The 16,142-nt window shown below is 44.0% G+C and carries 12 protein-coding genes; all 12 read left to right on the top strand.

The window, feature by feature from the left end; translation table 11 throughout:
• Nucleotides 1-3 precede the first annotated feature (3 nt).
• The 12 genes from ACFSJY_RS16115 (at nucleotide 4) to ACFSJY_RS16170 (ending at nucleotide 16,140) form a co-directional block, all read left to right on the top strand.
• Nucleotides 4-537, top strand: coding sequence for a prepilin-type N-terminal cleavage/methylation domain-containing protein (locus tag ACFSJY_RS16115; protein ID WP_386036583.1), 534 nt, complete (start codon nucleotides 4-6; stop codon nucleotides 535-537).
• On the top strand, nucleotides 524-1,102 hold the full coding sequence (locus ACFSJY_RS16120) for a prepilin-type N-terminal cleavage/methylation domain-containing protein (RefSeq protein WP_386036586.1): 579 nt from the start codon (nucleotides 524-526) through the stop codon (nucleotides 1,100-1,102). Before ACFSJY_RS16115 ends, ACFSJY_RS16120 begins: the two co-directional genes overlap by 14 nt.
• On the top strand, nucleotides 1,102-1,848 hold the full coding sequence (locus ACFSJY_RS16125; protein ID WP_386036589.1) for a PilW family protein: 747 nt from the start codon (nucleotides 1,102-1,104) through the stop codon (nucleotides 1,846-1,848). Before ACFSJY_RS16120 ends, ACFSJY_RS16125 begins: the two co-directional genes overlap by 1 nt.
• Nucleotides 1,838-2,296 (top strand): hypothetical protein, encoded by a 459-nt coding sequence (locus tag ACFSJY_RS16130; protein ID WP_386036592.1) that lies wholly within the window; start codon nucleotides 1,838-1,840, stop codon nucleotides 2,294-2,296. Before ACFSJY_RS16125 ends, ACFSJY_RS16130 begins: the two co-directional genes overlap by 11 nt.
• Entirely contained in the window at nucleotides 2,293-6,627 is a 4,335-nt protein-coding gene (locus ACFSJY_RS16135) for a DUF6701 domain-containing protein (RefSeq protein WP_386036595.1), read from the top strand. The genes ACFSJY_RS16130 and ACFSJY_RS16135 overlap by 4 nt, the downstream gene beginning before the upstream one ends.
• A 192-nt stretch (nucleotides 6,628-6,819) precedes the next feature.
• Complete coding sequence (locus ACFSJY_RS16140; RefSeq protein WP_386036598.1) at nucleotides 6,820-7,863, top strand: rod shape-determining protein; 1,044 nt, start codon at nucleotides 6,820-6,822, stop codon at nucleotides 7,861-7,863.
• 39 nt (nucleotides 7,864-7,902) lie between these two features.
• Entirely contained in the window at nucleotides 7,903-8,817 is a 915-nt protein-coding gene (gene mreC / locus ACFSJY_RS16145) for a rod shape-determining protein MreC (RefSeq protein WP_386036601.1), read from the top strand.
• A complete protein-coding gene (gene mreD / locus ACFSJY_RS16150; protein WP_386036604.1) occupies nucleotides 8,804-9,283 on the top strand; it encodes a rod shape-determining protein MreD in 480 nt (159 codons plus the stop codon). Before mreC ends, mreD begins: the two co-directional genes overlap by 14 nt.
• 23 nt (nucleotides 9,284-9,306) lie before the next feature.
• Nucleotides 9,307-9,882, top strand: coding sequence for a Maf family protein (locus ACFSJY_RS16155; protein ID WP_386036607.1), 576 nt, complete (start codon nucleotides 9,307-9,309; stop codon nucleotides 9,880-9,882).
• Between the two features lie 12 nt (nucleotides 9,883-9,894).
• On the top strand, nucleotides 9,895-11,361 hold the full coding sequence (gene rng / locus ACFSJY_RS16160) for a ribonuclease G (RefSeq protein ID WP_386036610.1): 1,467 nt from the start codon (nucleotides 9,895-9,897) through the stop codon (nucleotides 11,359-11,361).
• A 29-nt stretch (nucleotides 11,362-11,390) separates the two neighbouring features.
• Complete coding sequence (locus tag ACFSJY_RS16165; RefSeq protein ID WP_386036613.1) at nucleotides 11,391-15,320, top strand: YhdP family protein; 3,930 nt, start codon at nucleotides 11,391-11,393, stop codon at nucleotides 15,318-15,320.
• A complete protein-coding gene (locus ACFSJY_RS16170; RefSeq protein WP_386036616.1) occupies nucleotides 15,310-16,140 on the top strand; it encodes a carbon-nitrogen hydrolase family protein in 831 nt (276 codons plus the stop codon). Before ACFSJY_RS16165 ends, ACFSJY_RS16170 begins: the two co-directional genes overlap by 11 nt.
• The last annotated feature ends 2 nt before the right edge of the window (nucleotides 16,141-16,142 follow it).

Raw genomic sequence — 16,142 nt, forward strand, 5'->3', positions numbered from 1 at the left:
CGGTTGTTATCATCCAAACCTTTGTTTTTCTTCCGACAGCAAGCAGGTTTTACGCTGCTTGAGCTTATCGTCACAATTATTATCATCGGCATCCTGTCGGTGAATGTTTTACCGCGTTTTTTGGGCTCAGACGGCTATGAAGAATACACCTATCGTGACAGAGCCATTGGTGTGCTGCGAAACATACAACTCAGAGCCATGCAGCAAGATAGCACCGTGTGCAATGAAGTAGCGCTTGATAGCAAACATATCGGCATTCCAGACGGAAATGCCTGCAGTGCCAGTGCACCAAGCTTTAGTGCCAATTATGGCGACGCGGGTCAAAACGCAACGTTTGAACTAGCGATTGACGATGGTCATGACGTGGCTATCTCACATAATCAAGGCAGCGGTGCGTTTCGCTTTTCGTTCGATAAGTTAGGTCGACCGAGCGCTACTGGCTCCTTCTGCGTAGGTGGCTGTGTAATTACGTTTTCTGGACTTGACTCGCTTACCATCGTTATTGAGGCTGAGGGGTATATCCATGCGGGCAACTAACCTGTTATATCCCTTAAAAAAACCAAAACACCGAGGGTTCACCTTAATCGAATTGATTATTGGTATTGTGGTGTTTGCTATCTCATTGACTATGGTCGTAAGGTTTGTCGTACCCGCTTCAACACAAAGTGCTTCCCAGCTTCAGCAAATTAAAGCGGCAGAGCTTGGCCAATCCCTGTTAAATGAAATTCTGGGTAAATCGTTTGATGAAAATTCTGACCGCGCAGGTGGTGTTATTCGTTGTGGTGAAGAAAATAACAGTGGTGTCTTAGTAGGGTGCACGGACCATAACAACCTTGGCAGTGATACCGGTGAAGATAGGACCACATTTGATGACGTCGATGATTACATTGATTTTACCTTTGCAGACTCATTAGATAATTCGTACGCCAATGAATATCAGGGCTTTAATATCACTATTAATGTGTTTTACGACAGCAATCTAAATGATGTAAATGACGTCGATGAGAGCTTGCCCATTGGCAATATTAAGTACGTGCAGATAGATGTCGTCACGCCAGCAAGCGAGACAATAACCTTTGCAGCCTACAGGACAAACTTCTGATGACTAGGCTAAACAAAGGGTTTACGTTACTTGAGATGGTAACAGTTATTGTTTTACTGGGAGTCGTATCAGTAGGCATTGGCGCCATCATAAATTTAGGATCTCGCACTTATGTTGACGTGACAACACGAGATGAGCTGATTGGTGGGGCAAGGTTTGCGGTTGAGCGAATGAACCGTGAAATCAGGAGTGCCTTACCCAATAGTTTGAAAGACACGAGCATTGGTAATAGCAAATGTATTGAGTTTCGCCCAATAGTGACCAGTTTTGTATATACCGATGCCCCTATAGATCCAGAAGTTGGTGATAGCATTACGGTAGTGAACTTTGATGAGCGTACCATTGCGAATGCTGCTAGTTTAGTGGCGGTGATTTACCCATTAGACTGGGAACAATTGGCTGATCGTCAAGCTAACATTGAAGGCTTTTCAAGAGTCGCTGGTTTTGAATACGTGCTTGACTTGCCAACAGGTTCACAGTTTGCAGAGGGTTCTCCCACTGATCGCGTATTTATTGTTGAGCCAAATGATATATCGTATTGCATTGTAGGAGAGCAGTTAACGCGGTCTGTTGGTGGTGGCAGTGCTGTACTGATGGCAGAGTACATCGATAGTAACAATTCATCGTTTGAAGTCATCAAGCCCACTTTACAACGAAATGGGGCAGTATTGGTGAAATTGGCCTTTAAACAAAATTTTGAAGAAGTGCGCTTTAGTAATGAAGTACAGGTGATAAATGTGCCGTAATGCCAATAGTTTGCAAAGACAAGGTGGCAGTATTTTAGTACTGGCCCTGTTTATTCTTGTGGTGATGTTTCTGTTGGGTGCGGCACTGGCACGCTTACTTTCCTCCGGCGCTGAGGCCACAGCATACGAAGTATTGGGGACTCGTGCATTTCAAGCGGCCAATTCTGGTGCGCAGCTCAAATTACTGGATGTTTTTCCTTTGGATACGGCGACACCGCAAAACTGTTCAGCCGGTGATGCAACAACACCAACAGACAGTGCGACTAACAACTATAGCTTCGTCAATGTTGATGGACTCAATAATTGCAGTGCAACTGTGTCCTGCAATATGCAGGAAGTTGACGGTGTTTACTACTACCAACTGACCAGTACTGGGCAATGTGTCATTGACTCTGCAGAGGGCGTGACAACCTCTCGAACGATCGAGCTTGAGGCGAGAAGTTTATGATAAGAATATTAGTTGTTGTTCTTGTTTTATTTGTGGCTATTCAACAAGGTGTGCACGCTGCACAATGTGATGCTGTATTTCCGGGTGATACATCCCTTGCATCCAATGCAGGCGCAACTATAGATCCTTCGGTAACCTGTGATGGCGGTAGCTGCCTACCTGTACCTAATTTTGAGGCAGTAACGCCGCTTCCTACGATTAGCCCAACGACTGTCTTTAACAACAACAACCTAGTGGATGGCGTTTATGAGCATACTGCGTGGGGAATGGGTAATGGTCAAAACGTCAATTTTGGTGGAACAGGCACTGCTGTTATTTATTTTAATGGCTCTGTTGATATATCAAAAAATACCAAAATAAATGATAACGGCTCGCCATCGAATATTCTTATCGTGGTGTATGGGTCTTTGATCATACGTCAAGGCGTTGATATTAATGCCCATGTCTATGTAGCGGGTTCTACGTCTATTGAAAAAAACGTCGAATTTAATGGCTCCTTGTCGAGTGTTGGCGGCGTGAGTGTTGCTGAAAACGTTGACTTTACGTTCGATTCTGATGATGTTGACGGAATAGAGCCGCATGGGTTTTGCGACACCTCAGAGCCACCGCCGCCGTTAACTTGTGATGCAGCCGACACTTATACCGTTATTGGCCGTGATGATTTTAGTAACCCGAATAGCTGGTCAGCGAATAATTTTGACCGCTCTGTGAGTAACTGGCCTGGAGAAAGCATTTTTCAGTCTAACGGTGAAGAGCAAAATGTGGTTTTTGACTTTTCGAGCAATAGATTAAATGTAGCTGGTAGTGTGTCTGCTGGTGGCGATAACGAATATGGCATGGTGCAATTCCCCTTTGGGGCTATTTATGACACGTCCAGTTCCACCAATTACTCCGTATTTTCGTCGATTAAATCCAATGTAAACCAAAGCACTAATAATGATTTAGGTATTGTGTTTGGCTTTGTTGACGACCGCAATTATTACTTAGCGCGTTGGACTGCAATTGGTACTGCATATAGCGGCAGTAGCTCGTTCCCTGGCACCCATCGTGCACTTGAGTTGATAAAAGTATTTGGTGGGGTTGCTACTACGCTAGACAGTATTGATGAGAGTGAAACAACAGCCAGTAACAACTTTTCAATGCAAGTGGTGGTCACCGAAGATGGCACCGGTGTGTGTGTCGGTAATTCCGCGGGCAATAATATGGTCCTAGAGTTGTATTCTGCTGAAACACCCGTATTGAATAACGTGGGTCTGTATTCCTACGATAATGATATCGGCATTGAGTTTGATGACTTCCTTGTCCGCTGCTTAGATTGTGAAGCGACAGCGGGTTCTTTTTATCGCTTTGAAGATGCCGACTTTTCTGGCGGCATAGAAAATATATACAGTGGCTTTGATGCTATCAATATCGGTGGTGTGCCCATTCCTGATGGTAAATACTGTCAGGGCTTTTCTCCCAATGGATTTAATCTGAGCTCGACAACGGGCAATGCATTTAATTCACAGGGATCACCCAACTCACAAGCGGGTACCATTAATTTTTGGTTTCGCAGTGAAGTAAATTGGGCAAATGGTACTGACAGGGTGCTATTTGATGCGTCCACGTATACGTCCTTTTTTGGGTCGCGCTTTAGCGATAACTTCACACTAGAGTTACTTGCTGACGGCCGCCTCCAATTTGAAATGAACTCAACCTTCTTCACTATTTTTGTTGATGAATACACTCTGACAGAGCCTTTTCAAAGCAGACAGGCAGGTGTTTGGTATTTTATTTCGTTGGTTTGGGAGCATGACGCTGATATCTATAAAATCTATGTAGACGGAAGCGAAGTTGTCAGCAACACACAAAGTGTCGACTTCTTCCCGAATTCTGCACCTCTGCATTTTGGCGATAATGCCAGTTTAGCGGCGGGCTCAGGAAGCTATCCTTCACCTAACTCGGCACGCGGTGACTTTGACGAAGTGCGTATTTACGATGAGGTGAGAAGTGAAGCACAAATTATTGCCGACAGAGATGAGAGTTTTGATTGTTCGACGTCGCCTTTGTTTGTGCTTGAACATGACGGCAGCGGATTGACGTGTTTGCCTGAGCCAGTAACTGTTTTCGCGTGCAGTGATGCTAATTGCACAACGCCAGATACGTCGATCACTACCACAATGGACTTGCTTGTTAACGGCGTTAGTCAACAGGTGTCTATTGTCAATGGTGTCGGCACACCGCAGCCTACATTTAACTATACCGACACGGTCAATAATGCGGTTTTGTCATCGAGCAGTGATTACACATGTCGCAACACTGGAACGGGCGAATTTGGTACGTCTGGGACAGCGTGTGAAGTTGACTTCGACCGCACAGCATTTGTTTTCAGCACAATTGGTAACCAAACGGCGGGAGAGGCGTTCTCAGGGCATACTCTTGAGGCTGTCGCAGATGTAGACGGCGTATGTACAGCATTAATTAATGGTAATGCTGATATAGAGTTTGCCGTTCAATATCAAACGCCAAGTGATGTTGCTACCGCTAACACATACACGATTAAAGACACTAACGGTGCTGTTAAAAATATTCCAAAAAACATCGGTTCACCGGTGAGTTACGAAGTGGTGAATTTATCGTTTGATGCCAACGGGGTTGCTACCCTTGATGACAATATATACAACGATGCAGGCGAAATTACGTTACACGCAAGGTATACCACACCAGCTCAACCTAACTTACCTTCGGTGAATATTGACGGTAATTCTAATAATTTCTGGGTTAAGCCTTATGAGCTTGTCATGACCGCTTATAAGTCATCCAACCTTAGTGTGTTGCTGAATGCTTCTACAATTGAAGATGTCACCTCGAGTACGGCTTTTCACCCTGCAGGAGATGATTTTACGCTCCACGTAAGCGCCCTCAATAAAGACGGCGATTTGACAACTAATTATGAGCAGACGAACTTGCAGCTGAAAGTGCTCAGGGCAGCGCCACTCGATATCTCTGGCGCAACGCCTACCACTTTTTATGATGGCGTTTTTACCGATAATGCAGGCGCAACAATTTCGAGTGTAAATGGCGCAAGTCCAGGTACCTTTGAAGATGTTACGCTGGCCGATTTTGATCCGCGTGGTTCTTTGCCCGGTCAATCTATTTCAAATAATGTCAGTTACTCAGAAATCGCTTTGTTAGCGCTTGAGATAAGGGATTTTGATTACGGTAATCAGCCTAACTTTATTGTTGACGGTTCGAGCGCCTCAGTCGGTCGGTTTATTCCAAGTTACTTAGAGCAATCTGTCGCCAGTATTGGCAACCTTGTTGCCCGTGATAATGAAACGAATCCTGCGGCAACTTGTGGGCCCAGAGACTGGGTATACTCTGGACAGCTCAACAAAGAAGATTATGATGATGATCCAGATGATATTCCGCATATCGGCGCGATAAGATACGAAGAAAATAATGCCCCACGATTGAAAATTTCCGCGCATGATGCTGATGGTAATCAATTATTAAACTACCTGGCCGATGCGGTAGATTCGGCAGGTACAAGCTTTAATCGCCTAGCGTTGGGTGATGTTGTGTTAACACCGCCGAGCGCTGACTTAACTAATGCAACCTATTTAATTGATGCGATCAGCCTGCTTGATACCGCTAATGCTCGATTTGAAGATGATGATGAAAATACCATTAGAGAATTGCACTACGTATTGAGCCCCGATGATCATTTTACATACCAACACATCGAAGCGACAAAAGTGTCACCGTTTACTGCGCAGTTCGTAATGGCTATTGACCGTATTGAAGATCAAGATGGTATTTTTGTCGATACCACAAACATTTCACGCTATGAGGACCTGACCATTTTTGAGGATGACCCTGCAACCACTGAAATTGATGGTTCTACACTAGAAGTTCGGTTTGGGCGACTTGTGATAGAAAATAGCTATGGTTCAGAAACTGCGCAGTTAGAGCAACCTATGCGTGTTGAATACTTTGATAATGACAACTGGCTCATTAATGAAGACGATGTTTGTACCGAGATATTGTCGACTGAACCGCCATGGGAATTTAATGACATTAGTGGAGGCTTAACTGAAACCAATATTAGCCCTCCGACGACATATGTTGGCGCAACAGAGTTTATGGATGGTGGTACCTATAATGAAGTGCTCATTCAAAGTAACGCACCGGGCAGTATTGGTGTTACTTTTAACACAGTGCCTTGGTTACAGTTTGACTGGAATGGTGATAACGACGGTGTCCACGACGATAATGCTAATGCTATTGCAACCTTTGGTCGGTTCCGTGGTAATGATCGCATTATCTACTGGCGAGAAGTTAATAATTAGTTGCAAAATGGTGGTTATTTAAACGATTGCAGTTAGATACAAAAAAAACTACCTAAATCCGCGATTTTTTTGTGATTTACTACTCACATCCTTGATTTACTCGGGTATGATACAAAGATCAATGTCGAAAAAAGACAAGAATAATTACGTTCCTCAAGCGAACCTGCAACAGTTATAGGGTAATTCGTTAATATGTTTAAAAAACTACGTGGGATGTTCTCTAACGATTTATCAATCGATTTAGGAACCGCGAACACACTTATTTATGTAAAAGAACAAGGGATTGTACTTAACGAACCCTCGGTAGTTGCTATTCGTCAAGATAAAGCTGGTGGTAATAAAAGTGTTGCCGCGGTAGGTTTGGCAGCAAAACAAATGCTAGGCCGTACGCCTGGCAACATTGAAGCAATTCGCCCAATGAAAGATGGCGTAATTGCTAACTTCTTTGTGACAGAGAAAATGCTTCAGCACTTTATTAAACAAGTGCACAGCAATAACTTTTTACGTCCAAGTCCTCGTGTACTTATCTGTGTACCATGTGGTTCAACACAAGTTGAACGTCGAGCCATTCGCGAATCAGCGCTAGGTGCTGGTGCTCGTGAGGTATATTTGATTGATGAACCGATGGCTGCTGCGATTGGTGCAGGCTTACCAGTATCAGAAGCGACAGGTTCAATGGTTGTTGATATTGGTGGTGGTACAACGGAAGTTGGTATTATCTCGCTTAACGGTGTGGTTTATTCATCATCAGTACGTATCGGTGGTGACAAATTCGATGAAGCGATTATCAACTACGTTCGTCGTAACTTCGGTAGCTTAATTGGTGAAGCAACAGCTGAACGCATTAAGCATGAGATTGGCTCAGCTTATCCAGGTGAAGAGTTAGTCGAAATTGAAGTACGTGGCCGTAACCTTGCTGAAGGTGTACCGCGCAGCTTTACGCTTAACAGCAATGAGATTTTAGAAGCACTTCAAGAGCCGTTAACCGGTATTGTTAGTGCCATCATGGTTGCACTTGAACAATCACCACCTGAATTAGCTTCAGACATTTCTGAACGAGGTATGGTGTTGACCGGCGGTGGTGCACTACTTAAAGACTTAGACCGTTTACTGATGGAAGAAACGGGAATTCCAGTAGTAGTAGCGGAAGATCCATTAACGTGTGTGGCAAGAGGTGGCGGTAAAGCCATCGAGATGATTGACATGCACGGCGGCGATTTATTCTCTTACGAGTAACAAAAAAGGCGCTAGCAAAGCTAGCGCTTTTTCATTTCTATGAACCCGATTTTTAAACACGGCCCATCACCTCAACATCGATTGGCAATAGTATTACTATTGTCGGCCGCGCTCGTGTTCTTTGATCATAAGTTAGGTAGTTTTGAGACGGCGCGAGGGTACCTGCAATCTGTGGTTAGCCCGCTTCAGTATCTCGCAAATACGCCTAAACAAATGATGTTGTGGGCAGCGGAGAACCTCGTTACCAGAAAACAACTGATAGAAGAGAACCAAACGTTAAAGATTAACGAACTAACTTATCAAGAAAAATTGATGGAGTTAGAAATTGTTAAAAAAGAAAATGAACGTTTGCGCATGTTGTTGGCGTCTCCGCTTCGTTCGGAAACGAAGAAAATGGTGGCCGAGATTCTTTCTGTTGATAGTGACCCATACACGCATCAGATCGTGATTAATCGCGGTGCCAATGACGGCGTTTATGAGGGGCAACCAGTCATCGACGAGCAGGGCATTGTTGGTCAGATTCTTACGGTCGGTACAACGACGAGTCGTGTCATCCTGATTACCGACGTTACCCACGCACTGCCTGTGCGAGTGAGCCGCAATGGCACTAGACTAGTGGCGACTGGTGCGGGCCGAATAGATCGTTTGTCTCATGCGCATGTACCGCATAGCGCTGATATTCGAACTGGCGATTTATTGGTGACTTCTGGCTTAGGTGGGAAATATCCTGAAGGGTACCCAGTGTCAAAAGTGGTGGTGGTGCGCAAAGATGAGTCGCGTCCGTTTGCTCAAGTACTGAGCCAGCCTGTCGCCGAAATAGATAAACTGCGTTATTTACTGTTGCTGTGGCCTGAAAAGCCGGCCAGCATATTTGCGCCAAAACAAACAAGCAGTGTGACGAACGACAATAACGGCCAAACAGCGCCAAACGAGGTGAAGCATGTTAGCCAATAACGGCATCATCATTGTTTTCAGTTTATTACTCGCGCTCATTGCTAGCATTATGCCGATGCCGCTAGGGGTAGATGCTTTTCGCCCAGATTGGGTGTTAGTAGTTGTTATCTATTGGAGTATTGCCTTGCCAAACCGCGTTAACGTGGTTACAGCATGGGTGATGGGCTTTATGCTTGATGTACTTTTAGGCTCCACACTGGGTGTTCATGCGGCAGCGATGGCACTATCTGTTTATATTGCGACAGTGAACTTTCAAAAAATACGTAATTTCTCGCTGTGGCAACAAGCGATAATAGTGGGGGTTTTGGCTGCACTTTATCATTTGCTGGTATTTTGGTTACAACGCTTTTTATCAGATGTTGTCTTTTTACCCAGTTATTTATACCCAGTACTCACGACTATTGTGCTCTGGCCTTGGGTGTTTTTGTTGCTCCGCAAAGTGCGTCGTCACTTCAAAATATCGTAATTTAGCGCAGGGTTAAGCCGTTTATGTTTATTCTCGCTTCTCAATCGCCTCGCCGACAGTCATTACTTGAAGAGCTTGGCTATGTTTTTGAAAGCCAACCTGCTGATATCGATGAATCCGTGTTAGTAGGTGAGAGTCCGGCAGACTATGTTGCTCGGCTAGCTTTAGCTAAAGCTAGCGCGGTCTCAGAAGTAAGAGCTGACAACTTGGCTGTGCTTGGCAGCGATACCACCGTGGTTTATGAAGAGAGCATTTTAGGCAAGCCGGAAGATTTTGACGATTTCGAACGAATGATGAACATGCTATCGGGGCGAACACATCAAGTGTTGACTTCAATATCGGTAGTACAAGGTCCGTTACACAATACGCAAGTTATTGCTACCCAAGTAACTTTTAAGCAACTATCATCAAAAGAGATCAAGAATTATTGGCTTAGTGGTGAGCCACAAGATAAAGCGGGTGGTTACGGTATACAGGGCCTTGCCGCCCAGTTTGTTGCGGATATTCAAGGAAGCTATTCCGGCGTTGTCGGGTTACCGGTATATGAAACGGTACAATTGCTCAGTGAATTTGGCATTTCTAATAGTATTAACGGTTAAGCGGGAGTTGGAATGAGTGGTGAGTTATTAGTAAATGTTACCCCGAGTGAAACCCGTGTCGCGTTGATAGAAAACGGCGTTTTACAAGAGTTACACGTGGAAAGGGAAGCAAAGCGTGGCCTGGTGGGTAATATTTATCTCGGTAAAATCATCCGTGTGTTGCCGGGCATGCAGGCGGCATTTGTTGACATTAATTTAGAAAAAGCGGCGTTTTTACACGCTTCAGATATTCGTTCCCAATTGATTATTAATGAAGATGAACGCGAGGCAGAGCAAGTCCCAGATATCCGTACTCTTGTTCATGAAGGGCAGCATATTATGGTGCAAGTGGTTAAAGATCCGCTTGGTACTAAAGGAGCCCGTTTAACCACAGATATTACCATTGCTTCGCGCTATTTGGTGTTGATGCCCAATGCAAGCCATGCAGGCATTTCGCAACGAATTGAAGATATAAAAGAGCGTAATCGCTTAAAAGATATTGTTGTGCCTTACTGTGATGACAATCATGGTTTTATTGTGCGCACTGCTGCTGAGGGCGCAGGCGATGAAGAACTAAAGCATGATGCAGAGTTTTTACGCCGTGTTTGGAATAAAGTGGTAGAGCGTAAGCAACGCAAGCAAACTAATGCACCTATTTATCAAGATTTGTCATTGGCCTTTCGTGTTATTCGTGATTTCTTCGGTACAGAATTAGAACGAATTCGTATTGATTCAAAACTCACATTTGATCAGCTGGTTGAATTCACGCAAGAATTTGTTCCCAATGTAGCGCCTGTGATTGAGTACTATCCAGGTGAACGACCTATTTTTGATTTGTTTGACGTAGAAACAGAAATACAACGTGCGCTCGAGCGCAAGATTACCCTCAAGTCTGGTGGCTATCTGATTATCGATCAAACAGAAGCGATGACCACAATTGACATCAATACGGGAGCGTATGTTGGTCATCGTAATTTAGAAGAAACGATATTCAGTACCAATGTTGAAGCAACACAAGCAATTGCCCGTCAGCTTAGGTTAAGGAACCTAGGTGGTATAATCATTATTGACTTTATCGACATGGAAAGCGAAGACCATCGCAGACGTGTACTCCATAGCTTAGAAATGGCGATGGCTAAAGATAAAGTTAAGTTCAACATCCATGGCTTTTCTGCACTTGGGTTAGTCGAAATGACGCGCAAGCGCACCCGAGAAAGTCTAGAACATATTTTATGTGGGGAATGCCCTGCGTGTTCAGGCAAAGGGAAGATGAAGACGGTTGAAACCGTATGTTTTGAGATACTGCGTGAAATTGTTCGCGTGAATCGAGCATATGATGCAGACCAATTTATTGTCTATGCATCAACACAAGTTAGTGAGTCTTTACTCAATGACGAGTATCATAACCTTGCTGAACTTGAAGTGTTTATTGGTAAGTTAATTAAAGTGCAAACTGAACCTATGTATAACCAGGAGCAGTTTGACGTGGTGATGATGTAGTTCACCAACTGAATTGAAGGTAGTGTTTTTTGAATATAGCGGCAGTGTCAAATCGCTGGTTAAACAGACTGTACAAAAGTATTGCAATACTTTTGGTACTTTTTGCTGTGTTGATCAGTGCATTTCGCTTGTTCTTGCCTTATGCAACTCACTACAAAGATGACTTCCAAGACTACATAAACACGACCTATCAAACCAATGTTCAAATAGGTGCGCTGTCGATGCAATGGCATCGCGCAGGGCCTATTTTAATTGCAAAGAACGTAAGCCTTGTTGATACCGATGAAGTTGCCGTATTCATTCGCGACTTTGGTATAGAAGTCAATTTTTGGGAGTCGTTGCGAAACCAAGCACTTATTACGCGAGATGTGACGCTTGGCGGCGCTAAAGTGTATATCGACGTTGAAGAAATCGAGCAGGGGGACGCGACTGCCCAAGAAACGAGCCTTATCGAGCAAGTCTCTGATCTGTTTCTTGTTCAAATAAAACGCTTCTCGCTGTCTGATAGTCAGCTAATCGTGGGAACGATAAAAGGCGATAAGCAATTAGACATCCCTGAGTTAAATTGGGTTAACAGTGGTCAGCGCCATAAAGCCAGTGGTGAGGTCGTGGCTTCCGGTATCAGTAACAATTCCTTAAAGCTGTTACTAGATTTGCATGGTACCTCGTTTAGTAATATTTCTGGGCAAGCTTATGTCAGCGCAAAAGCGCTCAATGTAACGTCTTGGCTTGATCGATTTTTAGCACCAGAAAACGAACAAACGTTCTCCGTAATTAATTTTGATGCTTGGTTAAACATCAGTGAAGGCAAACCGTTGAATTTACAATTGGTGTCTAAGGACAGCTTAATTCAGTGGAATGTGGACAGCATTGACCACGAGCTTTTCATCGCTGATGCAAATATCAATATTGCCATGGCAGATGACGCGATAAACATCAAAACTTCTCCTATTAAAATGTCAGTTAATGAGCAGAGTTGGCAACCATTTTTCATTAACACCATGATTGACAATGGCGATATTGATGGCGTCGTTTCCGAAATAGATATTGCTGGCGTTAGCGAAGTCATTCCATTATTTGTTGACGATCCAGCTCTTAATGACACCTTAACAGCGTTAGCGCCAAAAGGGGCAATTCAAGATATTCATTTTAGACAGGTAGCAGGGATTTGGTCGGCGACAGCTGAACTGAACAACTATCAAAATCAATATTTTCAAGGCGCACCAGGCATTGATAATGTTTTCGGAAGTATTGCCTTTAACGAGAACAAACTACACGCAGAAATAGAGTCACAGCGCAGCGCACTTAACTTTGATAAAGACTTTAAACAACCCATAGCCTATAATAAATTAAACACCGAAGTGCTGGTGACTATAGGTGAGGAAGGTGTTGACATTGATGTGCTCAATGCACAGGTAGAAGCAGATAATGTCGCGTTAACAGCTCAAGTAAACGTATCGATCCCCACCGAAGGTGAGGCTGGCATGGCACTGTTTGCTGATATTGAGCGCGCTAATGCAGATTTTGCACACCTTTATTACCCACATTTACTCATGGGGGACGACTTAGTCGATTATCTAAATGCGAGTCTGAAGTCGGGTAAGGTAAGTAGTGGTAAAGTGCTATTTAACGGTAAGTTTACCGATTTTCCTTTCAATCAACATGAAGGCATCTTCGTCGTAGATGCCGAACTGAAAGACGCAGAGTTTCAGTTTGATAGTAGTTGGCCAGCTATTAACAACATGGCGGCGAACCTAAACTTTACTAACAACGGTATGCTAATTACGGCTCGTTCTGGCGAACTACAAGGCCTAAATGTACGGGGCGTGACTGCTGAGATTGCCGATTTATCAGACGAGCAGTTGCTTTTAGTTAAGGCTGACATAGACAATCAATTGCCAAAGCATGTCACGGCACTAATGAACACTAGTCCGTTGAAAGACAGTGTCGGCGAAACCTTGACCCAGCTAGTCATCAACAAACCTATTTCTGGTTACTTCCAGTTAGATTTGCCACTCAACGATAGCAACAACACAATAGCTTCCGGTTATGTCGACTTTAATGACAACGAACTCAATTTAGAAACGCCCGAAATGGTGTTCGCCAATGTTAATGGTAGATTGTCATATAGTAACGAAGACATTAACACTAGAGACCTAACCGTTATGTGGCGGGGAATGCCGCTCGGTATAGACGTTACAGGCGCCTACCAAAGTGATTATTACCAAGTAGATATCGGTTTAGATGCTGATTGGCAGCAAACTGATTGGCAGCAACAAGTACCTGCAACCTTACAAAAATACCTTAATGGTGTTGCTTCATGGCAAGGTGAGTTGGCCTTATTCATTCATGATGATGGTGGCTTTTCATATAACGCTTCACTGAACAGCAGCCTGGAAGGTGCTGAGTTTCTTATTCCTGAGCCGTATCGTAAAGCAGCTACGGATAAAGTGGCGTTAAACGCTACTGTCACGGGCACACGTAATAAATCTAATCTTGAAGTCGCGCTGGATGACCATTTAAGCTTTTATGGTGTGCTGAGTCACGAAGATACACAGTTTAAGATTGCCCATTTGGTCTTAGGTAAAGAAAGTATGTTGTTGCCGATGGATGGCTTCCATATAACAACAGCTTTGCACCACGCCGAATTTTCTCAGTGGAACCCTTTTATTTTTGACATATTGGATAGTTTACCTGAAGGGAGCGAAGGTGATGTGCCGCTTATTTCAGCCCCTGAACGTATTCGAGGCAACGTAGATGAATTGGGTATTTTTGGTCAGAAGCTGACAAACATATCGTTCAACCTCTTAGACAAAGAAAATTGGTGGTTATTGAGGTTAAACGCAAAAGAAGCGCGCACAGATATTAAGTTTTACCCGGATTGGTTGGAACAAGGTGTCGACGTTGATGCTGACTTTATTCATTTTACACCTGTGGTACAAGCCAATGATGCAGATACTGCAAACCTAGAGAATTCGCAGCAAGCAGAGACAGCCGTATACACCTTTGAGCAAAACAAAGCGCTATTCGACAGTATTCCGCGCATTAAATTTGATTGCGATAGTTGCAAGCTTGGTAGATTAGACATGGGGCACGTCAGCTTTGATTTAGAGCGCGCGGACGACATGATCTTATTAAACAATTTTAAAGCGGAGCGCGGTAAAACCTTTGCGCATTTGGAAGCGGGTTGGTTACTGACAGAGCAAGATTCAACAACCACGGTTAGCGGCAAACTAAATGTTCGTCGTGTTGAGCGTGAAATGGAAGCGTTTGATTACCAATCAACCGTTAAAGACAGTGGAATGAAGAGCGATTTCTCCATTAACTGGCGTGGCTCTCCTAGAGATTTCGAAATTGCCAAACTCAATGGTGATATCAAAGTGGCGTTGGATGATGGCTACTTAGCAGATGTTAATGACAAGGGAGCGCGAATACTTTCTGTGCTTAGTCTGCAATCCTTAGTTCGCAAGTTAACATTGGACTTTCGTGACATCTTCTCAGATGGACTGTTCTATTCTTCCATTACTGGTGATGCAACCCTGCAAAACGGCGTGCTCTATACCGATAATGTTAGCTTAAAAGGCCCTGCTGGAACGGTTACCGTAAAAGGTAATACTGACCTAACGACCGAAGCACTTGATTATTCGATGTCATTAAAACCTAATTTGACGTCAAACTTGCCAGTACTCGCGTGGATAGCAACGTTAAATCCGGTGACTTTTTTGGCAGGTGTTGCGATTGATGAGGTGATTACTTCAAGGGTAGTTTCTGAGTTTAATTTTGAACTGACAGGAACCATGAGTGAGCCAAACTTTAGAGAAGTAGATCGTAAGACCCGAGATGTCACTGTTGGTCGCTCTACCCCGCCACAATTTGTCGAACACAAAGAACCCTCTGAAGGCACGATAGAGCAGCCGTTACCTGATACCAAACCAGAAGGTGGTAAAAGTGACGGTTAGTTTAACGGCGATTCAAATGCGCTCTAAGCCGGATGTCATGGCAAACCTAGTGGACATAGAGCAGCAATTATCTGAACTCGACATTACTGAACAACATCTGGTGTTATTGCCAGAGTGTTGTCTTTATTTTGGCGGAAAAGATAAAGATCAGTTATCGCTAGCTCACGATGCGCATATGTTTGAAGCTATGATTGAAGGTTTAGCACACCTAGCTCAGACTTTTGGCGTTTATTTAACAGCTGGTAGTGTACCAATGGCATCCCCTGTCGCAGATAAATTTACCAATGCGTCGCTGGTTATTGATCCACAAGGGCAGGTTATTGCTGATTATCAAAAGCTTCATCTCTTTGATGTCGAGGTGGCGGATAGCGAGAAAAATTACCGAGAATCTCGTTATACCCAAGCAGGCAGAAAAGTGGTGAATTGTGCATTGCCTTTTGCCAACCTAGGGCTGACAATATGCTACGACTTACGCTTTCCTGAACTGTTTCGTCAGTTAACCGAAAACGGGGCTGACATCATTACTGTGCCTGCTGCTTTTACGCGAGTCACAGGTAAAGCCCACTGGCAAAGTTTACTGCAGGCGAGAGCCATAGAGAACCAAGTATACATAATGGCTGCTGGCCAAGAAGGTATCCATGCCAACGGCAGAGAAACTTGGGGTCATAGTATGATCATAAACCCTTGGGGCGAAGTATTAACAACTATAGACCAAGGGGTAGGCGCGGTAACCGCGACTTTTGAACCTGAATTTTTGCAAGAAGTAAGGCGCAACATTCCTGTTGCTCAACACAACCGATTTACGACAGAGTTAATTTAATT

This window comes from Thalassotalea euphylliae (genome assembly GCF_042682785.1).
GTDB lineage: Bacteria > Pseudomonadota > Gammaproteobacteria > Enterobacterales > Alteromonadaceae > Thalassotalea_F > Thalassotalea_F euphylliae.